The 21,502-nt window shown below is 73.9% G+C and carries 16 protein-coding genes and 1 pseudogene; 11 read left to right on the forward strand and 6 right to left on the reverse strand.

The features are described 5' to 3' along the window. Positions 1-9: 9 nt before the first annotated feature. Positions 10-2,451, reverse strand: coding sequence for a penicillin acylase family protein (locus ACIBW6_RS02735; protein ID WP_399056404.1), 2,442 nt, complete (start codon positions 2,449-2,451; stop codon positions 10-12). A gap of 117 nt (positions 2,452-2,568) precedes the next feature. Between ACIBW6_RS02735 and ACIBW6_RS02740 the strand changes: the two genes are divergently transcribed. Beyond that, positions 2,569-4,074 carry an acyl-CoA synthetase gene (locus ACIBW6_RS02740; protein ID WP_399055802.1) on the forward strand — a complete coding sequence of 502 codons (1,506 nt, stop codon included), beginning with the start codon at positions 2,569-2,571 and terminating at the stop codon, positions 4,072-4,074. 7 nt (positions 4,075-4,081) lie between these two features. Here the strand turns inward: ACIBW6_RS02740 and paaK are convergent, their stop codons facing one another. Continuing rightward, positions 4,082-5,377, reverse strand: a complete 1,296-nt coding sequence (paaK, locus tag ACIBW6_RS02745; RefSeq protein WP_399055804.1) for a phenylacetate--CoA ligase PaaK — start codon at positions 5,375-5,377, stop codon at positions 4,082-4,084. A 235-nt stretch (positions 5,378-5,612) separates the two neighbouring features. On the opposite strand from paaK, the gene ACIBW6_RS02750 reads away from it, so the two are divergent. Beyond that, positions 5,613-6,452: an alpha/beta fold hydrolase gene (locus ACIBW6_RS02750; RefSeq protein WP_399055806.1), complete on the forward strand. Its 840-nt coding sequence runs from the start codon at positions 5,613-5,615 to the stop codon at positions 6,450-6,452. A gap of 31 nt (positions 6,453-6,483) precedes the next feature. On the opposite strand, the gene ACIBW6_RS02755 is transcribed toward ACIBW6_RS02750, so the two are convergent. After that, a complete protein-coding gene (locus tag ACIBW6_RS02755; protein WP_399055808.1) occupies positions 6,484-7,269 on the reverse strand; it encodes a GNAT family N-acetyltransferase in 786 nt (261 codons plus the stop codon). A gap of 78 nt (positions 7,270-7,347) precedes the next feature. On the opposite strand from ACIBW6_RS02755, the gene ACIBW6_RS02760 reads away from it, so the two are divergent. After that, positions 7,348-8,160 (forward strand): class I SAM-dependent methyltransferase, encoded by an 813-nt coding sequence (locus ACIBW6_RS02760; RefSeq protein ID WP_399055810.1) that lies wholly within the window; start codon positions 7,348-7,350, stop codon positions 8,158-8,160. On the opposite strand, the gene ACIBW6_RS02765 is transcribed toward ACIBW6_RS02760, so the two are convergent. After that, positions 8,118-9,737: an acyl-CoA synthetase gene (locus ACIBW6_RS02765; RefSeq protein WP_399055812.1), complete on the reverse strand. Its 1,620-nt coding sequence runs from the start codon at positions 9,735-9,737 to the stop codon at positions 8,118-8,120. The genes ACIBW6_RS02760 and ACIBW6_RS02765 overlap by 43 nt on opposite strands. Before the next feature lie 202 nt (positions 9,738-9,939). Here ACIBW6_RS02765 and ACIBW6_RS02770 point away from each other — a divergent pair, with 202 nt between their 5' ends. The 6 genes from ACIBW6_RS02770 to ACIBW6_RS02795 all read left to right on the forward strand — a co-directional run bounded on the left by ACIBW6_RS02770 (position 9,940) and on the right by ACIBW6_RS02795 (position 16,104). Next, on the forward strand, positions 9,940-10,740 hold the full coding sequence (locus tag ACIBW6_RS02770; protein ID WP_399055814.1) for a crotonase/enoyl-CoA hydratase family protein: 801 nt from the start codon (positions 9,940-9,942) through the stop codon (positions 10,738-10,740). A gap of 473 nt (positions 10,741-11,213) precedes the next feature. After that, positions 11,214-12,191, forward strand: a complete 978-nt coding sequence (locus ACIBW6_RS02775; RefSeq protein WP_399055816.1) for a Zn-ribbon domain-containing OB-fold protein — start codon at positions 11,214-11,216, stop codon at positions 12,189-12,191. Further along, positions 12,192-13,262 (forward strand): thiolase domain-containing protein, encoded by a 1,071-nt coding sequence (locus tag ACIBW6_RS02780; RefSeq protein WP_399055818.1) that lies wholly within the window; start codon positions 12,192-12,194, stop codon positions 13,260-13,262. After that, positions 13,262-14,437 (forward strand): thiolase domain-containing protein, encoded by a 1,176-nt coding sequence (locus ACIBW6_RS02785; RefSeq protein ID WP_399055820.1) that lies wholly within the window; start codon positions 13,262-13,264, stop codon positions 14,435-14,437. The genes ACIBW6_RS02780 and ACIBW6_RS02785 overlap by 1 nt, the downstream gene beginning before the upstream one ends. Positions 14,438-14,566: 129 nt before the next feature. Continuing rightward, the gene (locus ACIBW6_RS02790) at positions 14,567-14,809 is read left to right on the forward strand and encodes a DUF397 domain-containing protein (RefSeq protein WP_399055822.1); all 243 of its coding nucleotides are present in this window, start codon (positions 14,567-14,569) and stop codon (positions 14,807-14,809) included. A 380-nt stretch (positions 14,810-15,189) separates the two neighbouring features. Continuing rightward, positions 15,190-16,104 carry a universal stress protein gene (locus ACIBW6_RS02795; protein WP_399055824.1) on the forward strand — a complete coding sequence of 305 codons (915 nt, stop codon included), beginning with the start codon at positions 15,190-15,192 and terminating at the stop codon, positions 16,102-16,104. 9 nt (positions 16,105-16,113) lie between these two features. Here ACIBW6_RS02795 and ACIBW6_RS02800 read toward each other — a convergent pair whose 3' ends face one another. Next, positions 16,114-16,836 (reverse strand): leucine-rich repeat domain-containing protein, encoded by a 723-nt coding sequence (locus ACIBW6_RS02800; protein ID WP_399056406.1) that lies wholly within the window; start codon positions 16,834-16,836, stop codon positions 16,114-16,116. A gap of 297 nt (positions 16,837-17,133) precedes the next feature. On the opposite strand from ACIBW6_RS02800, the pseudogene ACIBW6_RS02805 reads away from it, so the two are divergent. Continuing rightward, positions 17,134-18,889, forward strand: a pseudogene (locus ACIBW6_RS02805) (ATP-binding protein); the annotation flags it as partial. Positions 18,890-18,946: 57 nt separating this feature from the next. After that, the gene (locus ACIBW6_RS02810; protein WP_399055826.1) at positions 18,947-19,444 is read left to right on the forward strand and encodes a hypothetical protein; all 498 of its coding nucleotides are present in this window, start codon (positions 18,947-18,949) and stop codon (positions 19,442-19,444) included. Between the two features lie 55 nt (positions 19,445-19,499). Here ACIBW6_RS02810 and ACIBW6_RS02815 read toward each other — a convergent pair whose 3' ends face one another. Continuing rightward, positions 19,500-21,476 (reverse strand): N-acetylmuramoyl-L-alanine amidase, encoded by a 1,977-nt coding sequence (locus tag ACIBW6_RS02815; protein ID WP_399055828.1) that lies wholly within the window; start codon positions 21,474-21,476, stop codon positions 19,500-19,502. Positions 21,477-21,502: the final 26 nt, after the last annotated feature.

The following is a 21,502-nucleotide window of genomic DNA, read 5'->3' on the forward strand; positions in this document are numbered from 1 at the left end:
CGGTGCGGGTCAGTCGCGGACCCGGACCACCTTCAGTGCGGGCGAGCGCAGGATGTCCTTCTCGCAGAAGCGTTCCGTGGCCCACTTCTTCTGCGAGAAGAGGCGGGTCTGGTCGCTGTGGTGCGCCGCGTTCGGGTTCGAGGACTGGGAGTACGTCAGCAGCGTGCGGGCCACCGGGCAGCTGCCGCCGTCCCAGCCGACCGCCTGGATGTAGCTGGAGCCGTGCACGACCTCCGTGTAGCCGCCGCCCTCGGGGTCCCAGGTGGGCTCGACCTTGTTCCACACGCCGAGGGACTCGGTGCCGCCGTGCACCGGGATGCGCTCCCCGGACCGCACCACGAACTGGTGCGCGCCGAGCCGGCTGTCCAGCGGGATGCCCGCGGCCCGCAGTTCGGCGACCGCGTCCGCGAGCGCCGTGGCGAACCCGGGCTGCGCCGTGTCGAGGGTGTGCGGGGTGCGGACCGGATCGGCGGCCGAGAACGGCACCTTCCACAGCTTGTCCGGCCCGACGGCCGCCGTCAGCCTCCGCCAGAACCGGTCGAACAGCAGCGCCCCCCTGCTGCCCGTGCTCATGGTGCGGTCCCACCCGGCGAGCACCCCGCACGCCTGGGCGACGTCCACCGCGGTGCCGTCACTGCCCGTCGCCGTGCCGCCGGGGAGCGCCGCGCAGGCCCGCGCCGCGTCCGCCGCCGCCAGGTCACCGGCCGGCGCCCGGTCGGCGAACTGCTGCCGCTGGAGGTCGGCCACCTTCAGGCCGCCGGTGGCCGCCATCGCCGCCACGTCCTCCACCGCACCGCGGGTGCGCATGGAGCGCGGCGTGCCGACCGTCCCGAAGACCCGCTCGTACCCGGTCAGCGGCCGGTCGGCGTTGGCCAGCCAGGCGCTGTCGTTGGAGTTCTCCGCGTACGGGGCGTCCTTGAGGACCGGCATCTCGGCGGGGCCGAAGATCCCCGGCTGCAGCGCGTCCTTGTCCCGGCCGAGGGCACAGTCCCCGCGGGAGCCGTCGAGCACCGCGACACCCGACGCCGGGTACGTGACCTTGCCGAGCGGCGTCGAACAGCGCGCCGCCAGGTCGTCCGTGATCCGGGGCAGCACCTGCGACTGCGTGAACAGCGAGTGCCCCTGCGCGTCGGCCGCGATCGTGTTGACCCACGGGATGCCCTGCGTCCGGCGCAGCGCCCGCAGCACGTCGTCCGTGGAGCGCGACTTGCTGAAGCCGAGCGCGGTGTCCGAGGCGCGCAGGTTCGCCGCGTTCGGGTCGTTGAGCGCGTAGGCCGTCGTCGCCGTCCACGGCAGTGGCAGCTGGGCGCCGAGCGAGGTGACGACCGGGCCGTACCGCGTCCACCACTGGGTCCGCGTCACGTCGGCGCCGCCGCGCACGGGCACCGACACGGTCCGCTTCGTCATCCGCTGCCGCTTGCCGTCCACCATGTACGCCGTCGGGTCGGCCGGGTCGAGGGTCAGCTGGTGGAGGTTGAGGGTGACGCCCGTGGCGACCGTGTGGCTCCACGCGATACGGGAGTTGTGCCCGATGGATATCGTCGTCGTGCCGAGCAACGAGCCGCCCATGACGTCCAGTTCACCCGGGATCGTCTGCTGCGACTGCCAGAAGCGGCGGCCGCCCTGCCACGGGTAGTGCGGGTTGCCGAGCAGCAGACCGCGCCCGTTCGCCGTCGTCGCGCCGCTGAACGCCACCGCGTTCGAGCCCATGTCCGAGCTGTCCTGCGCGAACAACTCCCGGGCCGCCGCCGCCAGTCGCTCCTTGGAGGGCGCGGTCGTGCCCGGGGCGCCCGCCGCCGGGGGGCGCGCGGCGGTGATGCCGTCGACGCCGCGGCCCTGCCCGCCCAGCACCGAGATCGCGAACCCGCGCGCCGCCACGTCCAGCGCCGACACCGGCTTCACCCACGCCGCGCCCTTGCACGCGGGGTCGGTGATCCGGTTCTGCGCCAGCCACGCGTTGTACCCGGCGGCCCAGCCGCGCATGGTGTCCTCGACGTCCCGGCTCGGCCCGGCGGGAGCGGGGGTGGCGAGCAGCTTCTCCACCGTGTGCGCCTCGCGGACGCCCCGGAAGTACAGGTCGCTGGAGAGGTTCGCGGTCGCCGAGGAGAGGGAGCCGTCGGGCGCCGCGTCGGGCCCGAAGTAGCGCGAGCGTTCGCCCCGTACGGTGAGGAAGCCGTCGGCGAGCGTGCACACCTGGTCCGCGGCCTGCGCCCAGCCGGTGCCGAAGCCGAGGTCGGCGTAGTCCTTGGCGAGGATGTGCGGAATGCCGTACTCGGTGTAGCGGATGGTGGCGGAGAGCCCGCCGCGGTGCGGGCGCTCGGACCGGTCGGCGGCGGCCGGCGGCAGGGCGGCGGTGGTGGCGAGCGCGGCCAGCAGAGCGACTCCGAGGACCGTGCGACGGCTGTGTCCCCGCCGGACCGGGCGGATCGGGCGGATGGGGCGGATACGCATCATGCTCCCAACTGCGGTGCGATCAATGGCGGTTGAGCGTACCAACCGGTATGTCGCCTGCCGAGGGTCGCGCGCACACGTCTTGACCTGGCGTGCGCGGGCGCACAGGATCACGCCATGACGACGTCACCGGCGGCCGAAGCGGCGGGCAGCACCGTGGACGGAGTGCTGCGGCGCAGCGCCCGCCGCACCCCCGGGCGCGTGGCCCTGCGGTACGGGCCGCGCTCCTGGACGTACGAGGAACTGGACGGCGCCGTCTCGCGCGCGGCCGGTGTCCTGCGGGGCCTGGACCTCGCGCCCGGCGACCGGGTCGCCGCCTACGGGCACAACTCCGACGCGTACCTCATCGGGTTCCTGGCCTGCGCCCGCGCGGGCCTGGTGCACGTTCCCGTCAACCAGAACCTGACCGGCGACGACCTCGCCTATCTCGTCGGGCAGTCGGGCAGCGCCCTCGTGCTCACCGACCCCGGACTCGCGGAGCGGCTCCCCGCGGGCGTGCGGACCCTGGCGCTGCGCGACGCGGACGACTGCCTGCTGGCCCGCCTGGCCGCCACCGCCCCGTACGCGGGGCCGCCCCCGGCCGCCGAGGACCTCGTCCAGCTCCTCTACACCTCCGGGACGACGGCGCTGCCCAAGGGGGCCCGCATGTCGCACCGGGCCCTCGTCCACGAGTACGTCAGCGCCATCCACGCCCTCGACCTGAAGGCCACGGACCGGCCCGTGCACGCGCTGCCGCTGTACCACTCGGCACAGCTGCACGTCTTCCTGCTGCCCTACCTCGCCGTCGGCGCCACGAGCACGATCCTGGACGCGCCCGACCCCGCCCGGGTCCTCGCGCTCGTCGAGGCGGGTGAGGCCGACAGCCTCTTCGCGCCGCCGACCGTGTGGATCTCCCTCTCCCGCCACCCCGACTTCGCCACCCGCGACCTCGGCGGGCTGCGCAAGGCCTACTACGGTGCGTCGATCATGCCGGTGCCGGTCCTGGAGCGGCTGCGGGAGCGGCTGCCCGGACTCGCCTTCTACAACTGCTTCGGACAGAGCGAGATCGGTCCGCTCGCCGCCGTTCTCGGCCCCGACGAGCACGAGGGACGGATGGACTCGTGCGGGCGGCCCGTCCTGTTCGTCGAGGCGAGGGTCGTCGACGAGACGGGCCGGGACGTGCCCGACGGGACGCCCGGCGAGGTCGTCTACCGCTCGCCGCAGCTGTGCGACGGGTACTGGGACAAACCCGACGAGACCGCGGCGGCCTTCCGCGACGGCTGGTTCCGCTCCGGCGACCTCGCCGTGCGCGACGGCGAGGGCTACCTCACGGTCGTCGACCGGGTGAAGGACGTCATCAACTCCGGTGGTGTGCTGGTCGCTTCACGCCAGGTCGAGGACGTGCTCTACACGCATCCGGCCGTCGCGGAGGCGGCGGTCGTCGGACTGCCCGACGAGCGGTGGATCGAAGCGGTGACGGCCGTGGTGGTCCGCGCCCAGGAGGTCACCGAGGCCGAACTCCTCACCCACGCGCGCGAGAAGCTCGCCCACTTCAAGGCGCCGAAGCGGATCGTCTTCGTGGACGCGCTGCCCCGCAACGCCAGCGGCAAGATCCTCAAGCGGGAGCTGCGGGACGCGCTCTGAGCCGGGGTCAGCGCGCGCGGAGGTCCACGATCCGCTTGATCTTGCCGACCGAGCGCTCCAGCGTCCCCGGATCGACGATCTCGACCGCCACCGTCAGGCCGGTGCCGTCCTTCATCCCCGCCGCCACGGTCCGCGCCGCGGCGGACCGCTCCCGCGGCGTCGCGTCCGGGCGGGCCTCCGCGCGGACCGTCAGCGCGTCCAGCCGGCCCTCGCGAGTCAGCCGCAGCTGGAAGTGCGGGGCCACACCGGGCGTGCGCAGCACGATCTCCTCGACCTGCGTCGGGAACAGGTTCACCCCGCGCAGGATCACCATGTCGTCGCTGCGCCCGGTGATCCGCTCCATCCGGCGGAACGCGGGCCGCGCCGTCCCCGGCAGCAGCCGTGTCAGATCCCGCGTCCGGTAGCGGATCACCGGCATCGCCTGCTTGGTCAGCGAGGTGAGGACCAGCTCGCCCGGCTCGCCCTCGGGCAGCACCTCACCGGTCACCGGGTCGACGACCTCCGGGAAGAAGTGGTCCTCCCAGATGTGCAGCCCGTCCTTGGTCTCGGCGCACTCCTGCGCGACGCCCGGCCCGATCACCTCGGAGAGGCCGTAGATGTCCACGGCGTCGATCCCGCACCGCTCCTCGATCTCCCGCCGCATCTCCTGCGTCCAGGGCTCCGCACCGAAGACACCGGCCCGCAGCGACGTGGTGCGCGGGTCGACGCCCTGCCGCTCGAACTCGTCGAGGAGCGTCAGCATGTACGACGGCGTCACCATGATGATCTCCGGCTCCAGGTCCAGGATCAGCCGCACCTGGCGGGCGGTCATGCCGCCGGACGCCGGGATGACGGTGCAGCCGAGCCGCTCCGCGCCGTAGTGCGCGCCCAGACCGCCGGTGAACAGGCCGTACCCGTACGCCACATGGACCTTGTGGCCGGGCCGGCCGCCCGCGGCCCGGATCGAGCGGGCCACCATGTCGGCCCACATCGACAGGTCGTCCTCGGTGTACCCGACGACGGTGGGCAGCCCGGTCGTCCCGCTGGAGGCGTGCAGCCGGCGGACCTGTGCCTGCTCGACCGCGAACATCCCGAACGGATAGTTGTCCCGCAGGTCCGTCTTGACGGTGAACGGGAACCGGGCGAGGTCCGCGAGCGACGCGCAGTCCTGCGGGCGCACGCCCGCCTTGTCGAACGCCGCGCGGTAGAACGGCACCCGCTCGTAGACCCGGCTCAGCGTCGCGCGCAGCCGCTCCAGCTGCCGCGCCCGCAGCTCCTCCGCGCCCAGCCGCTCGCCCTCGTCCCACCACCGCGTCGTCGTCATCCGTCGCACTCCCGCACTGCCGGCCGATCGGCCGACCGATCATTCGGTTGCCCCGTCGGCGTCAGTAATTCAAGGCGAAGCCGCCCACGTCAAGACATGCGACGCGACGGATCGGCCGCAATCCGGACCCCGGACCCGGCAAGCCGGACACCAGGGCCGGGCCGGTCTCCGACCTCCGGCTCGCAGGAGTGACGAGCCCTTGCCGCCGCGACGGCCCGGCTGTGAAGATCGCGCCATGTTCACGTTCACCGCGCCGGACGGCACGGAACTCGCCTGTCACGTCCGCGGCTCGGGCCCGCCCCTGGTCTGCCTGCCCGGCGGGCCGATGCGCGCCTCCGTCTACCTCGGCGACCTGGGCGGGCTCACCGGCCACCGGACCCTGTACCTCCTCGACCTGCGCGGCACGGGAGCCTCCGCCGTGCCGGCCGACGAGTCGACCTATCGCTGCGACCGGCAGACCGACGACGTCGAAGCGCTCCGCGTCCATCTCGGTCTCGACCGGATGGACGTCCTCGCCCACTCGGCGGGCGGCAACCTCGCCGCCCTGTACGCGGCCCGGTACCCGGAGCGGATCGCGCGGCTCGTCCTCGTCACCTCCGCGCAGCGGGCCCTGGGCCTCGCGGCGACCCCCGAGGAACGGCGTGCCGCCGCCCGGCTGCGCGGCCACGAGCCGTGGTTCGCGGCCGCGTACGCGGAGTACGAGAAGATGCTCGCCGGGCGGGACGACGCGGACTACCTGTACGACGCCTTCTTCTACGGGCGCTGGGACGAGCGCGCCCGGGCCCACGCGGCACGCACCGACGAACAGACGAACGAGCGCGCCGAGGTCCGCTACTTCGCCGACGGCGCCTACGACCCGCCCGCCACCCGAGCGGCCCTGGCCCGGCTCGACGCCCCGGTGCTGCTGCTCGCCGGCGCCCTGGACGGCGGCCCCTGCCCCGACCTGGTGCGCCGCACCGCCGCCTGCTACCCGCGCGCCGAGGTCACCGTGCAGCCCGGGGCCGCGCACTACCCCTGGCTGGACGGTCCGGAGTCCTTCGTGGCGCGGGTGACGGATTTCCTCGCGAGGGCGTGACTCCCGTCCGGGACACGAGGGCGTGACTCCGTCAGGGACGCGGGGGCGCCAGGACGTACGGCGTCGTCGTCCCGAAGGCCTCGAAACCCAGGCTCTCCAGGATGGGACGGCTGGAGGGCAGAGCGTCCACATGTACGTACGAGAAGCCGCGTGCGGCCGCGATGCGTACCCGGAAGGAGACGAGCGACCGGTAGATCCCGCGCCCGCGCCACCCGGGCACGGTGCCGCCGCCCCACAGGCTCGCGAAGTCCGTCCCCGGGTGGAGTTCGAGGCGGGCGGCGGCGACCGGCTCGTCCCCGTGCAGGGCGAGCACGGCGGGCACGGTGGCCGGGTCGGCGGCGAGCTGCCGGCGCACCTGGTGCCCGACCGAGGAGCGGCCGCCGCCGAACGCCCGCTCGTGCACCTGCTCGACCAGGGCCACGTGCGCCTCCTCGGTCACGGGCAGCAGCCGGACCCCGGCCGGCGGGGCGATGTCGGCCTTCAGACGGGCCGCCTCCGCCGCGAGCAGTGTCTCGGCAGGCTCGGCGACGAACCCGGCGGCGCTCAGCCGCGCGCCCAGGTCGCCGGGCTCGTCGTGCCCGTACGTCTTCCACTCGGCCTCGACGCCCAACTCGCGGTAGAAGGCGACCTGTTCGCGGATGGCGGCGTCCGCGCCCGCCGCGTCGATCCCGGACCACAGCACCCCGTTCCACCCGGCGGCCGGACCGACCTGCCGGACGACGTCGCCCACGCGCTCGACGCGCGCCCCCGGCTCGTCGGGTCGGGCCTCGCGCCGCAGCTGCCGGTCGAACAAGTCCCGTACCACTCGGTGATCCATGCCCGCACTCCAGCAGGACGGCGAGCGGCCGGCAACCCGTTTACGCCGCACCCCACGCACCGGGTCTAGGGTGCGGGCATGTCCTCCGTGCGCCGCTTCTACGACGAACTCGCCCCCGACTACCACCGCGTCTTCGCCGACTGGGACCGGAGCATGGCGGCCCAGGCGAGCGCACTCGACGCGCTGCTCACCGGCGCTCTCGGCGCGGGACCGCACCGGCTCCTCGACGCCGCCTGCGGCATCGGCACCCAGGCCATCGGCCTGGCCGCGCGCGGGCACCGCGTCGTGGGGACGGACCTGAGCCCGCGCGCGGCGGCCCGCGCGACCCGGGAGGCCGCGGCGCGCGCCGTCTCCCTGCCCACCGCCGCGGCGGATCTGCGGGCCCTGCCGCTGCGCGCCGGTGCGTTCGACGCGGCGGTCTGCGCCGACAACTCCCTGCCTCATCTGCTCGCCCCCGGCGAGGTGCACACGGCGCTGACCGGGCTGCACCGCGTCCTGCGCGAGCAGGGCCTGCTGCTGCTCACGGTCCGCGACTACGACGAGGTGCGCCGCACCCGGCCCGCCGCCCCCGCGCCGCAGGTCTCGACGGACGCCGAGGGACGCGAGACGGTCACGCTCCAGCTGTGGCGCCGGCACGAGGACGGCGAGCGCTACGACCTGCGGCACATCCAGCTGACCGGGCAGGACGACGACTGGCAGGTGCGGGAGCGCCGCACCACCTACTGGGCGCTGACCCGGGAGCAGCTGACGGCCCACGTGCGGGACGCCGGTTTCGCCGAGGTCACCTGGCACGAGCCGGCGAGCACCGGCTTCTACCAGCCGGTGCTGACCGCGCGCCGCCCCGCCGGTCAGCCGTCCGCGCGGGCGGCCACCGCCCGCGCCCAGCGGTAGTCCGCCTTGCCGCTCGGCGAGCGCTGGATGGCCTCCGTCACGACGAGCTGACGGGGGATCTTGTAGCCCGCGAGGTGGGTGCGGCAGTGGGTCTGGACGGCGTCCAGGGTGAGGGCGGGCGCGCCCTTCCTGAGCTGGACGACTGCGGCCACGTGGTTGCCCCAGCGCGGATCGGGGACCCCGGCGACCAGCGCGTCGTAGACGTCCGGGTGCGACTTCAGGGCCTGCTCGACCTCCTCCGGATAGACCTTCTCGCCTCCCGTGTTGATGCACTGCGAGCCGCGGCCGAGGACGGCGACGATGCCGTCGGCGTCGACGGTCGCCATGTCGCCGAGCAGCACCCACCGCTCGCCGTCCCGCTGGAAGAAGGTCTCGGCGGTCTTCTTCGGGTCGTTGTAGTAGCCGAGCGGTACGTGGCCGCGCTGGGCGATGCGGCCCACCTCGCCGACCCTGACCGGCTCGTACGTCGCCGGATCCACCACTTGCGTACGGGAGTTGACCCGCAGCCGGAAACCGCGGCCCGCACCGGAGTCGTCGGTCGCGGTGCCGTTGAAGCCGGACTCGGAGGAGCCGAAGTTGTTCAGGAGCAGCGCGTTCGGGACCAGCGCCTGGAACTGGGCCCGCACGGTGTCCGACATGATCGCCCCCGACGACGAGACGCTGAACAGCGAGGAGCAGTCGGTGCCCTTCAGCGGGCCGCTCAGCGCGTCGATGAGCGGGCGCAGCATCGCGTCGCCCACCAGCGACACGCTCGTCACCTTCTCCCGCTCGATCGTGCGCAGCACCTCTTCGGGGACGAACTTGCGGTGGATGACGACCCGCTGGCCGAAGTCGAAGCCGATGAACGCGGTGAGGGTGGACGTGCCGTGCATCAGCGGGGGAGTGGGGAAGAACGTGATCCCGTCACCGCCCGCCGCGACCCGCTCCGCCAGCTCCTCGGGCCGCGACACCGGCTCGCCCGTAGGCGCGCCGCCGCCCAGTCCGGAGAAGAACAGATCCTCCTGACGCCACATCACGCCCTTCGGCAGGCCTGTCGTGCCGCCGGTGTAGATGATGAACTGGTCGTCCGCCGACCGCGGCCCGAACCCGCGCCCGGGCGAGCCGGCGGCCTCAGCCACCGCGAACTCCACCGCGTCGAGCGCGGGCGCGTCCGGCGGCGGCGTGCCCACGCGCACCAGGTGACGCAGCTTCTCCGCACGGGGCAGCGCGGCCGCCACGCGGGCGGTGAACTCGGTGTCGAAGACGAGAGCGACCAGGTCGGCGTCCCGGTACAGGTACGCCAACTCCTCCTCCACATAGCGGTAGTTGACGTTGACCGGGACCACGCGGGCCTTCAGGCAGCCGAGCACTGTCTGGAGGTACTCGACGCCGTTGTACAGGTGCAGGCCGAGGTGGTCGCCGGGGCGCAGGCCGCTGTCGGTCAGGTGATGGGCGACGCGGTTCGCCGCGGCGTCCAGCTGCGCGTAGGTCAGCCTGCGCTCCGCGCCGGTGCCGGGATGGTCGAGGTAGACGAGTGCCTCGCGGTCCGGGACCACGTCGACGACCGACTCGAACAGGTCGGCAAGGTTGTACTCCACCGCTCCTCCTGACCGTCGCCCCATCTCGTGTGGCCGTCATCAGAGCAGAGCGGGATGGAAGGGGGAAGGGGCGCCGCAGAAGAAAACTGACTGGGTGTCAGAAAACCCTTGTACTGCTCCGCCGCCTCCTGCAACCTGTTCTGGTCTCGAGGGCAGCACCTCAGGTGCCGTACGGCGCCGGCCGACCGGAGGGCGGGCAGACATGGGTGGGACCGAACATCTCGACGTACGGCGCGAGGGCGCGACGCTCGTGCTCACGCTCAACCGGATCGAGGCCAAGAACGCGCTGTCCCTGCCGATGCTCGTCGGCCTGTACGACGGATGGCTGGAGGCCGACGCCGACGACGCGATCCGCTCGGTCGTCCTCACCGGGGCGGGCGGGTGCTTCTGCGCGGGCATGGACCTCAAGGCGCTGGCCGGGAAGGGGATGGACGGCGAGCAGTACCGGGACCGGCTGAAGGCCGACCCGGACCTGCACTGGAAGGCGATGCTGCGCCATCACCGGCCGCGCAAGCCGGTCGTCGCGGCGGTGGAGGGGCACTGCGTGGCGGGCGGCACGGAGATCTTGCAGGGCACCGACATCCGGGTCGCGGGGGAGTCGGCGACGTTCGGGCTCTTCGAGGTCCGGCGCGGTCTCTTCCCCATCGGGGGCTCGACGGTCCGGCTGCCGCGGCAGATCCCGCGCACGCACGCGCTGGAGATGCTGCTGACCGGGCGGCCCTATCCGGCCCCGGAGGCGGCCGCGATCGGGCTCGTGGGGCGGGTGGTGCCGGACGGGACGGCGCTCGACGCGGCGCTGGGGATCGCCGAGCAGATCAACGCGTGTGGGCCGTTGGCGGTGGAGGCGGTGAAGGCGTCCGTCTACGAGACGGCTGCGTTGTCCGAGACGGAGGGGCTGGCGGCCGAGCTGGAGCGGGGGTGGCCGGTGTTCGACACGGCGGATGCGAAGGAAGGGGCGCGGGCGTTTGCGGAGGGGAGGGGGGCGGTGTTTCGGCGGCGGTGAGAGTGGGGGCGGCGAGGTTTTTGGGCGCGGCGGGGTCTGTCCGGCTCTGCGCAGTTCCCCGCGCCCCTCAAGGGTTGTGCGTCGGCGCCCCGCCGGTGGGGGCTGGTCGCGCAGTTCCCCGCGCCCCCGAGATGCGCACTTCGTGCGCGATCTCAGCGCCCCCCAGGGGCGCGGGGAACCGCGCGAGAAGCCCCACCGGCCGGCAGCCAAACAGGGACGCGCACAGCGCGCCCCCGCAGGGGCGCGGGGAACTGCGCGCTCAGCCCCCACCGGCCGGCAGGCAGGCAGCTACCTCAGGGGGCGCGGGGAACTGCGCGACCAGCCCCCACCGGCCGGCAGACAAGCAATACCCCAGGGGCGCGGGGAACTGCGCGACCAGCCCCCACCGGCCCGCAGGCAGGCAAATACCTAGGGGTGCGGCCCTGGCGACGACCCCCGCCGGGCCCGCACCCGTACCTTCTGAAGGAGCCCAGATGACACTCACCCCGCGACCAGACGTACTCCGCGCCCCCCTCATCGTGGAGTTCCCTTTCACCCGCTCCCTGGGCCCCGTCCAGAGCGCCTTCCTGACCGGCCTGCGCCACCGCACACTCCTCGGCGTCCGCACCACCCGCGGCACCGTCCTCGTCCCGCCGGTCGAGTACGACCCCGTCACCGCCGACGAACTCCGCGACCTGGTCGAGGTCTCCGCCACCGGCACCGTCACCACCTGGGCCTGGAACCCGCGGCCCCGGCGCGGCCAGCCCCTCGACACCCCGTTCGCCTGGGTCCTGGTCGAACTCGACGGCGCCGACACCGCCCTGCTGCACGCCCTCGACGCCCCGGGCCCGGAGGCCGTCCGCACCGGACAGCGCGTCCGCGTCCGCTGGGCGGCCGAACGGGTCGGCGCCATCACCGACATCGCCTGCTTCGAACCGGACGACTCCACCCCGGACCCCGGACCCGAACCGGTAGCCCAAGTCGCCGCGCACACAGGCGCGTTCGACAACCCGGTCACCGGCATCGTCGCCCCCGCCCGCCTCGACTACACCTACAGCCCGGGCGCCGCCCAGAGCCGCTACATCGCCGCCCTCGCCGACCACCGCACCGTCGGCGAACGCTGCCCCTCCTGCCGCAAGGTCTACGTCCCGCCCCGCGGCGCCTGCCCCACCTGCGGCGTCGCCACCGGCGAGCAGGTCGAGGTCGGCCCGGCCGGCACCGTCACCACGTACTGCATCGTCAACGTCAAGGCCAAGAACCTCGACATCGAACTCCCCTACGTCTACGCGCACATCGCCCTGGACGGCGCCGACCTCGCCCTGCACGGGCGCATCGCCGGCATCCCGTACGACCAGGTGCGCATGGGGCTGCGGGTGGAGCCCGTGTGGAGCGCGGGCGGTCGCTACCCGGACCACTACCGGCCCACCGGGGAGCCGGACGCCGACTACGACACGTACAAGGAGCTGATCTGAATGCGTCCGCCGATCCGGGAGATCGCCGTCGTCGCCTTCGGGCAGACCGACCACCGGCGCACCACCGACGAGCAGTCGGAGGTCGAGATGCTGATGCCGGTGCTGCACGAGGTGCTCGACGCGACGGGGCTGAGGACCAGCGACATCGACTTCACCTGCTCGGGGTCGAGCGACTACCTCGCCGGGCGCGCCTTCTCCTTCACCATGGCGCTCGACGGCGTCGGCGCATGGCCGCCGATCTCCGAGTCGCACGTCGAGATGGACGGCGCGTGGGCGCTGTACGAGGCGTGGACGAAGCTGCTGACCGGCGACGCCGACACCGCGCTGGTCTACGCGTACGGGAAGTCCTCGCCGGGTTCGGTGCGCGACGTGCTGACCCGCCAGCTCGACCCGTATTACGTCGCCCCGCTCTGGCCCGACTCCGTCGCGCTCGCCGCACTCCAGGCGCAGGCCCTGATCGACGCGGGGCACACGGACGAACCCGCCCTCGCCGGGGTCGCCGCCCGCAGCCGCCGCTCCGCCGCCGATAATCCGCACGCCCAGCTGCGGGGCGCCGGCGTCCGCCACGGCGACTACGTCGTCCACCCGCTGCGCACCGGTGACTGCCCGCCGATCGGGGACGGCGCGGCGGCCGTGGTCCTCGCCGCCGGGGACCGCGCCCGCGAGCTGTGCGCGCGGCCCGCCTGGATCCGCGGCATCGACCACCGCATCGAGGCGCACGGCCTCGGCGTCCGCGACCTCACGGACTCGCCGTCCACCCGGCTCGCCGCCGAGCACGCCGGGTTCTTCGAACGGCCGGTGGACACCGCCGAGTTGCACGCCCCGTTCACCGCGCAGGAGGTCGTCCTGCGCCGGGCGCTGCGGCTGGGCGACGACGTCACCGTCAATCCGTCCGGCGGCGCCCTCGCCGCCAACCCGGTGATGGCGGCCGGACTGATCCGCATCGGCGAGGCCGCCGCCCGCATCCACCGCGGCGAGTCCCGCCGCGCGCTCGCCCACGCCACCTCGGGGCCCTGCCTCCAGCACAACCTGGTCGCCGTACTCGAAGGGCAAGAAGGAGGGGGTCAGTGATGAGCAGCACCGCCAAGGAGCCCGTGGCCGTCGTCGGGATCGGGCAGACCAAGCACGTCGCCGCCCGCCGCGACGTCTCCCTCGCCGGGTTGGTCCGCGAGGCGGCCCAAGAGGCTCTGCGAGACGCCGAGTTGACGTGGGCCGACATCGACGCCGTCGTCATCGGCAAGGCGCCCGACTTCTTCGAGGGCGTCATGATGCCGGAGCTGTACCTCGCCGACGCGCTCGGCGCCGTCGGCAAGCCGATGCTGCGCGTGCACACCGCCGGGTCCGTGGGCGGCTCGACCGCGCTCGTCGCCGCCAACCTCGTCGCGGGCCGCGTCCACGGCACCGTCCTCACCCTCGCCTTCGAAAAACAGTCGGAATCCAACGCCATGTGGGGGCTCTCGCTGCCCATCCCCTTCCAGCAGCCGCTGCTGGCCGGAGCGGGCGGCTTCTTCGCGCCGCACGTGCGGGCCTACATGCGGCGCACGGGCGCGCCCGACACGGTCGGCTCCCTCGTCGCGTACAAGGACCGGCGCAACGCGCTGAAGAACCCCTACGCCCACCTTCACGAGCACGACATCACGCTGGAGAAGGTCCAGGCGTCCCCCATGCTGTGGGACCCCGTCCGCTACTCCGAGACGTGCCCGTCCTCCGACGGCGCCTGCGCGATGATCCTCACCGACCGGGCCGGCGCGGCCCGCGCGCCGAGGCCCCCCGCATGGCTGCTGGGCGGCGCCATGCGCAGCGAGCCCACCCTCTTCGCGGGCAAGGACTTCGTGTCGCCGCAGGCAGGCAAGGACTGCGCCGCGGACGTCTACCGGCAGGCGGGCATCGCCGACCCGCGGCGCGAGATCGACGCCGTCGAGATGTACGTCCCGTTCTCCTGGTACGAGCCGATGTGGCTGGAGAACCTGGGCTTTGCCGCCGAGGGCGAGGGGTGGAAACTCACCGAGGCGGGCGTCACCGAACTCGACGGGGACCTGCCGGTCAACATGTCCGGCGGCGTCCTGTCCACCAATCCCATCGGTGCCTCCGGCATGATCCGCTTCGCCGAGGCCGCCCTCCAGGTGCGCGGACAAGCGGGGGAGCACCAGGTCGACGGCGCCCGCAAGGTGCTGGGGCACGCCTACGGAGGCGGTTCGCAGTTCTTCGCCATGTGGCTCGTCGGCGCCGAGCCGCCCACCCGGTGACGCTCCCGCCACCCCCTGACCACCGCCCCCGCGAGAGCGCGGGGGACGATCGCCGCCTTCGTGGCCTGTGCGGCGTACGCGCCGATCGCTAGGCTGGCGCACGGACGACGAACCGGGAGGAGCACGGACGTGGCCGAAAGCACCATCGACCAGCACTCGCTCATGGGGTGGGACAAGCCGGATCTGGACCTGAGCAAGGCGGACTGGCGCTCCAGCAGCAGGGGAGCGGGCGATGTCCAGATCGCCTTCGTGGAGGGATTCATCGCGATGCGCAACAGCGGCAGCCCGCAGAGCCCGTCGCTGATCTTCACCCCCGACGAATGGGGGGCGTTCGTGCTCGGCGCCCGCGAGGGCGAGTTCGACCTCACCTAGGGCGTGTTTTGAAAGTCCCGCCTGCCCCGCGGCGTCCGGCACGCACGCTCGCGGCGTTGCCGAAGCGCCCGAATAGCTCCGCTATTAGGACGCTCCGGCGCCTTGCGATCGCACGCACCGGACGCCGCGGGGCCCGCCCTTCGGGCGGACGACGGGACTTTCAAAACACGCCCTAGCGGCGACGTCCAGGGGGTCCCGGACGCGGGCCGCGGTGCCTCAGGAGCCGGAGGCACGCGCGCTGCCGTCTCGTTATTTTCCGCCGATTTCCGACACGTGACCTTCGGCCCTGTCCTCCGGCCCGCGGGTGAGCGAGCCTGACCACAGGAACAGCCGTTCAAGGAGGGCACGACAGCCGTGCCCGGTGTCGGAGGCGAAGAACCATGAGCACGCCGCACCCCCTGCCCGTCGTCGCCGCTGTCGACGGGTCCGACGACAGCAGACGCGCCCTGGAGTGGGCGCTCGCCGAAGCGGCCCGGCGCGAGGCCGACCTGCGCATCGTGCACGTGCGGCAGTACGCCCCCGGCCTCCAGCCCGCGGTGCTCGTCGCCGGCCCCGACGAACCCGTCGACGACCAGGTCATCGGGGCCGTACGCAAGGCGCTGGAGAGTCGCGAAGGCCCGCCGCCGCTGGAGTTCATCAGCCGCGAGGGGCTGCCCGCCGCGGTGCTGCCGGAGATGAGCACCGAGGCGCGGCTGCTGGTGCTCGGCTCGCGCGGCCGCGGCGGCTTCGCCAGCCTGCTGCTCGGTTCGAACGGGGTGGCCGCGGCCCGGGACGCCGCCTGCCCCGTCGTCGTGGTGCCGCCACCGGGCCGTGTGGTCCACGGTGAGGTGCCGGTACGGCCCGGGCCGCGGGTCGTCGTCGGCGTACAGACCGACGACCCGGACGCCACCGTGCTGGGCTTCGCCTTCGAGCACGCCGCACGGACCGGCGCCCGGGTCCAGGTGGTCGCCGCCTATCCGTGGCCCGCGCTCGCCTGGTCCGCGTTCGGCGACTTCACGCCCACCACCGTCGACCAGGAGGCCGCCGAGCGGGAGACGCTGCGGCTGGCCGAGGAGGCGGTCGCCGAGCGGCGGAAGTCTCACCCTGAAGTGGAGGTCGACCTCTTTGTCGCGGCCGGTGACGCGGCGGGCCATCTCGTGGCGAACTCGCGCGAGGCCGAGCTGGTCGTCGTCGGCCGCCACCGCCGCCGCTTCACGCGCCCCGCGCCGATCCTCGGCTCGGTCACCCAGGCCGTGCTGCTGCACGCCGCGAGCCCGGTCGCCGTCGTCCCGCCCGCCCCCGCCGAGCGGGGCTGAGCCGGCAACTCAGCGCAGGACGACACAGCCGCGCCCGGCCAGCTCCTCCAGCGGGCCGGGCGCGCCCCGCACGTCGTTCCACCGCAGGTCCAGCTTCTCCAGCGCCGGCAGCTCCGTGATCCAGGCGGGCACCTCCCGCAGCCGGTTGCCGCGCAGGTCGAGCCGGCGCAGCCGGGGCAGCCCCCGCAGCGCCGGCGGGACGGCGGTGAAGGCGTTCTCCCGCAGATCCAGCTCCCGCAGCTCGCGAAGGCGGCGCACAGAGGCGGGCAGCGCCGTGAGCCGGTTGCCGCGCAGCCACAGCTCCCGCAGCGCGGTGAGCGCGCCGACGGTCTCCGGCAGCGCGGTCAGCGCGTTGTGCTGGGCCCGCAGCTCCACCAGGCCCGTCATCGAGCCCAGCGCCGGCGGCAGCGCGGCCAGCCGGTTCTCCCCGACATTGAGATAGGCGAGCCGGTCCAGCGCGCCGAGCGTCCCGGGCAGCTCGGTCAGCCGGTTGTCGTGCAGGTAGAGGAAGCGCGTCAGAGCGGTGAGGTCACCGAGGTCCGGCGGCACCGCGGTCAGCCGGTTGTGGCCCAGATCCAGGGTGTGCAGGCGGGTCAGCGTGCCGATGCGGGCGGGCAGCCCGGTCAGCCGGTTGTCGGCGAGCAGCAGGACCTCGACCGCGGGGTGGCGCCACACCTCGTCCGGTACCGCGTCCAGACCCGCCCGCCAGTAGTCGAGCGTCCCCGCGTCCATGATCCCCCCACCGCCGACGGATGACGCGGAACCTACCAGCAGCGGTGTGCCCGACACCGGGCCACCTTGCCGCCCGACCCCAACTCCCTTACGTAGAAGCCCACATGACCCTCGGGGCCGGGCGGTTCCGCGTAGGCTGAGGGGCCTGTGAACCGCGGCAGGCACCGGCTGCCCGCGCCGGGCGCACCACCGCGGCTGGGGGTGGCGCCATGGTGCAGCGTGGAGGCCGGGGCAGGCGGACACTGCTGGAGCGCGAGCGGGAACTCGCCGTCGTCGACGAGGCGTTGCGCGAGCTGGCACGGCCAGGCCGCGTGGACCGTCATCGACGCGGGACTCGGAGCGTCCGCGGCGGCCCGGCACCTTCTGGAGACCCACCCGGACGGCGACGGCTGGGTCGTCCAGCAGCTGCGCGCCGCCGCCCGCGAGACCGTCCGGGCCGGCGCCCCCGACGCGGCCCGCCGCTACCTGGCCCGCGCCCTGCGGGAGCCCCCGCCCTTCGAGGACCGCGCCGTCGTCCTGTACGAGCTCGGCAGCGCTTCCCTGCTGACCGAGCCCGCCACCACCGTCAACCACCTGCGCGCCGCACTGGAGGAGCCGATCACCGACCCGGCGCTGCGTTACGGCATCGTCTGCCGGCTCTCGCAGGTCCTCGCCCACAGTGACCGGCTCGCGGAGGCCTCCGGGACCCTCGCCCGCGAGCTGCCGCTCGCCACCGACTCCCGGGTCCGGCTGCGGCTCCAGGCCGAGCAATTTCATGTGGGACGCCTTCCGCGCCGACGAACCCGACTCCCCGGCCCGCTCCCGGCGGCTGGCCCGGCTCGCCGACCGGCTCACCGGACGCGACCTCACCGAGCGCTACCTCATCGGCCTGCGCACCTGGGACGCCACGCTGCGCGGCGAACCCGCCGCCACCGTGCTCCGGCACGCCGAGCGCGCCCTGGCCGGCGGACTGCGCTGGGCCGCCGACGAGGACCGCGGCTTCGAGGTCCCCGTCCTCGTCGCCCTCTCCTTCCTCTACGCCGACCGCCCCTGCCGCACCGAGGAGCTCTTCGTCGAGGGCATCGCCGACTTCGAGCGGGCCGGCTGGCGCGGCGGCCACCTTTCCTTCGCGTACACCCTGCTCGGCTACGTCCGCTACCGGCGCGGGCGGCTGACCGAGGCGGAGGACTTCGCCCGCGCGGGACTGCGCCTCGCCGAACGCGTCGGACCCGGCACCCCCGCCCACTGGTACGCCGTCGGCACTCTCGTCGAGGTGCTCATCGCCCGCGGCCGCGTCGCCGAGGCCGAGGCGATGGCACAGGCCTACGCGTTCGGCGCGCCGTTCCCCGCCGCCGTCGTCTTCCCCGACGCGCAGACCGTCCACGGCGAGCTGCTCCTCGCCCTCGGCCGCACCGAGGACGCCGCCGCGGAACTCGCCGCGGCCGGCCGCAGGCTCGATCCCCGGGGCATGCGCAACCCCGCCTGGTGCCACTGGCAGCTCCACCTCGCCCGCGCCGAGGCCCACGACCCGCCGGGCGCCGCCCTCGCCACCGCGCACGACGCCGTCGAGCGCGCCCGGCACTTCGGAGCGCCGTCCGCGATCGGACAGGCCCTGCGCGCCGCCGCCGAGGTCTCCCCGGGAGCCGACCGCGCCAAGCTCCTGGAGGAGTCCGTCAGCCACCTGAAGCGCTCCCCGGCCGGGTACGAGCTGACCTGCTCGCTCGTCGCGCTCGGCGCGGAACTGCGCCGCACCGGCCGCGCAGGGGAAGCCACCGACCAGCTGTACCGCGGCCTGGACACGGCCGCCGGCTGCGGCGCCGACGCGCTCGCGGAGCGGGCCCGCGACGAGCTGGCCGCCGCCGGTCTGCGGCCCCGCCCGCTGCCCAGCGCGGCGACGGACGCACTGAGCGGGCGGGAGCGGGAGGTGGCGCTGGGCGCGGCGCGCGGTCTCGCGGCCGCGGAGATCGCGGTGCGGCTGCGCCTGGACGAGCAGGCCGTGACGCGGATCCTGTCGTCCGTCCACCGCAAGATCGGCACCGACCGCGGCGGGCTCGCGGGGGCCCTCGGACAGTAGCGGTACCGGCCAAACCCCGGGACGAGCCGCGCCCGCGGGCGACGTACGATGGACCCCATGTCCTTCCTCCGCCGCCGCGCAGCGACCCCCGCGGGCCCCGACTTCGACGTCCTGGCCATGGATCCGGGCGACTGGCCGGGCAACCTCGGCGCGGGCCTGCTGCCCGCCCCCGACGGCAGCTGCCAGGGCGTGTTCCTGCGCTACGACCTGTTCGGCGGCCGGGGCCCCGCGATGATCATCGGCAATCTCCCCGAGGGCTCACCGGCCCGTGAGATCGCCGAGGACGAGATCCCCTTCGAGGTCGCCCAGCTCCTCATCGCCCTGGAGAACGACGAGGAGGTCACGGTCACCGGAGTCGAGGACGTCCCCGTCATGCAGGGCGACAACCTCCTCATCGTGCGGCGCCTGAAGCTCTCCGAGACGCGCATCTCCTGCGTCCAGTTCGACCGCAGCGACAAGGTGCTCGTCACCATCGCCTCCTGGGACCGGCCGATCACCGACGATCTGTACGCGCTGCTCAAGCCGCTGCCGGCGGAGCTCTTCCAGCAGGGCTGAGCACGGGGCCCGGGCCCTGCCGAAGCTCCGCCGGCAGCGGGGTGGCAGCGGTCGGTCAGTGCCGCTCCGCGACCACCTGGACGTCGGCGGCCCGCACATAGGCGACCCGGTGGGCGAACTGGATCTCGTAGTACACGTCCGTGCCCTTGACCACCCGGTGCGTCGTCGTGTCGAACGTGGGCGAGTAGAAGTACTCGCCCGTCGTCCGCCCGCCGGTCACATAGCGCTGGCCGGCCAGGAGCTTGTACGGCAGCGGCGAGATCGCCTGCGGCGTCATCCCCGCCGGGTAGGCCGCGGCCTCCGGATACGCCCGCCCGTAGACCGGCACCTCGCTCGCGCCCGCCTTCGGCGTGACGACCCGGCCCTGGGCGGCGACGGCGGTCGGCTGCTTCTTCGGGTTCTTGAACCAGGCCTTCTGCCCCAGGTACCAGATCGCCGTCCAGTCGCCCCGGCGCTCGGCGACCGCGTACTGCTGGCCGGTCGAGACCCGCGACGCCATGTCGTTCACGTCGGTCGTCGACTCCTGGCCGCCCGGCCGCAGACCGATGTCCTTGACGAGCGGGGCGTCCTCGCTCGGCGCCGTGTACACCCGCACCGCGCTCGACCCGTGCGGCGCACACGCGGCGCCCGCCTCGGTGCACCCCGTGAACGCGGGCTTGTTGCGCGCGAAGTCGGGCCTGATGGTGACGACCCCGCTCTTGGCACCCCCCTTGGCGTGGAACGGCCGGCCCATCAGCGCGAAGTAGTGCGCCCAGTCCCAGTACGGGCCGGGGTCCGTGTGCATCGACGGGATGGTCGAGGTCGTCGGGCCCGGCACCGTGTCATGGCCCAGGATGTGCTGCCGGTCCAGCGGAATGCCGTACTTCTTGCCGAGGTAGCTCACCAGCCGCGCCGACGAGCGGTACATGGCCTCCGTGTACCAGGAGTCCGGCTGCGCCAGGAAGCCCTCGTGCTCAAGGCCGATCGACTTGGCGTTCACGTACCAGTTGCCCGCGTGCCAGCCGACGTCCTTGGCCTTGATGGACTGCACGATGTGACCGTCGGTCGAGCGCAGCGAGTAGTGCCAGGCCAGATAGGTCGGGTCCTGGACCAGCTTCAGCGTCTGCTCCCACGTCGCCTCCGTGTCGTGGATGACGATGTAGTCGATGCTCTGGTCCTTGGGGCGGTCCGCCAGGTCGTGGTTGCCGTAGTCGCCCTCGCCGAACTCCTCGTAGGGCGCCGGGATCCACTCGCACGACACGGTCCGCGGGCACTCGGTCCCCGAGGTGTCCGTCCGGCGCAGCCCGGCCGCCGTGAGCTGCGCGGCCCGCGGCGTCGCGGCGGGGTCGGCGGCGAGCGTCACCGTCTGGCCCGCGTCCGTGGTCCGCGCCTCGCCGTCGCGGATCACCGCGAAGACGTCGTTGGCGTACGTCGCCGCGGTCGCCGCGTCGTCCGCCCCGGAGAACGTCGCGACCGCGCCGTACCAGTCGGAGGGAGCGTCGCTGAACGGCTCGCCGAGCCGCTTCTGCGCCGCCGCCAGCAGCGCCGCGCCGCCGCGCACGTTGGCCGCCGGGTCGCTGCGCAGCCGGTCGGCAGGGAGCCCGGTCAGCTCCGCCGCCTCGACCAGCGTCTTCAGCCGGGCCGGGAGCTGGGCGTCGGTGGGCAGCGGCTGCGAGGCCTTCAGCGGGGCCCGGGAGTCGTCGCCGCGGGCGTCACCCGTCGCGTGGTCGTGCGCCACGGTGCCGGCGAGGGCCGTCCGCGCGTCGGTGAGGTGCATGGGTCCGTAGCCACCGGTGACGCTCGGCGCGCCGCCGTGCGCGTCCCACCGCGACTGCAGATAGGAGACGCCGAGCAGCACGCTGCGCGGCACCCGGTACTCGGCCGCGGCGTCCGTGAACGCGTCCTGCAGACGCGCCGTCGGGGCCGGCGCGGCGGCCTGCGGCGGGGCCGCGCCGAGCAGCGGCAGCAGCAGCGCCGCGGTGGCGAGCGTACCCGCCGCCCGCGCTCCCGCACGGGGACGTCCGGCGGGGATGGAACGGATGGACCGATGCAACGGTGCCTCCTGGGAAGGCTTGGGAG

The sequence above is a fragment of the Streptomyces sp. NPDC049813 genome, from assembly GCF_044465085.1.
Lineage (GTDB): Bacteria > Actinomycetota > Actinomycetes > Streptomycetales > Streptomycetaceae > Streptomyces.

Excerpts from the sequence above, each read along its gene's own strand:
- ACIBW6_RS02735 (WP_399056404.1), bottom strand. The coding sequence starts at position 2,451 with ATGCGTATCCGCCCCATCCGCCCGATCCGCCCGGTCCGGCGGGGACAC.
- ACIBW6_RS02740 (WP_399055802.1), top strand. The coding sequence starts at position 2,569 with ATGACGACGTCACCGGCGGCCGAAGCGGCGGGCAGCACCGTGGACGGA.
- paaK (WP_399055804.1), bottom strand. The coding sequence starts at position 5,377 with ATGACGACGACGCGGTGGTGGGACGAGGGCGAGCGGCTGGGCGCGGAG.
- ACIBW6_RS02750 (WP_399055806.1), top strand. The coding sequence starts at position 5,613 with ATGTTCACGTTCACCGCGCCGGACGGCACGGAACTCGCCTGTCACGTC.
- ACIBW6_RS02755 (WP_399055808.1), bottom strand. The coding sequence starts at position 7,269 with ATGGATCACCGAGTGGTACGGGACTTGTTCGACCGGCAGCTGCGGCGC.
- ACIBW6_RS02760 (WP_399055810.1), top strand. The coding sequence starts at position 7,348 with ATGTCCTCCGTGCGCCGCTTCTACGACGAACTCGCCCCCGACTACCAC.
- ACIBW6_RS02770 (WP_399055814.1), top strand. The coding sequence starts at position 9,940 with ATGGGTGGGACCGAACATCTCGACGTACGGCGCGAGGGCGCGACGCTC.
- ACIBW6_RS02775 (WP_399055816.1), top strand. The coding sequence starts at position 11,214 with ATGACACTCACCCCGCGACCAGACGTACTCCGCGCCCCCCTCATCGTG.
- ACIBW6_RS02780 (WP_399055818.1), top strand. The coding sequence starts at position 12,192 with ATGCGTCCGCCGATCCGGGAGATCGCCGTCGTCGCCTTCGGGCAGACC.
- ACIBW6_RS02785 (WP_399055820.1), top strand. The coding sequence starts at position 13,262 with ATGAGCAGCACCGCCAAGGAGCCCGTGGCCGTCGTCGGGATCGGGCAG.
- ACIBW6_RS02795 (WP_399055824.1), top strand. The coding sequence starts at position 15,190 with ATGAGCACGCCGCACCCCCTGCCCGTCGTCGCCGCTGTCGACGGGTCC.
- ACIBW6_RS02800 (WP_399056406.1), bottom strand. The coding sequence starts at position 16,836 with ATGGACGCGGGGACGCTCGACTACTGGCGGGCGGGTCTGGACGCGGTA.
- ACIBW6_RS02810 (WP_399055826.1), top strand. The coding sequence starts at position 18,947 with ATGTCCTTCCTCCGCCGCCGCGCAGCGACCCCCGCGGGCCCCGACTTC.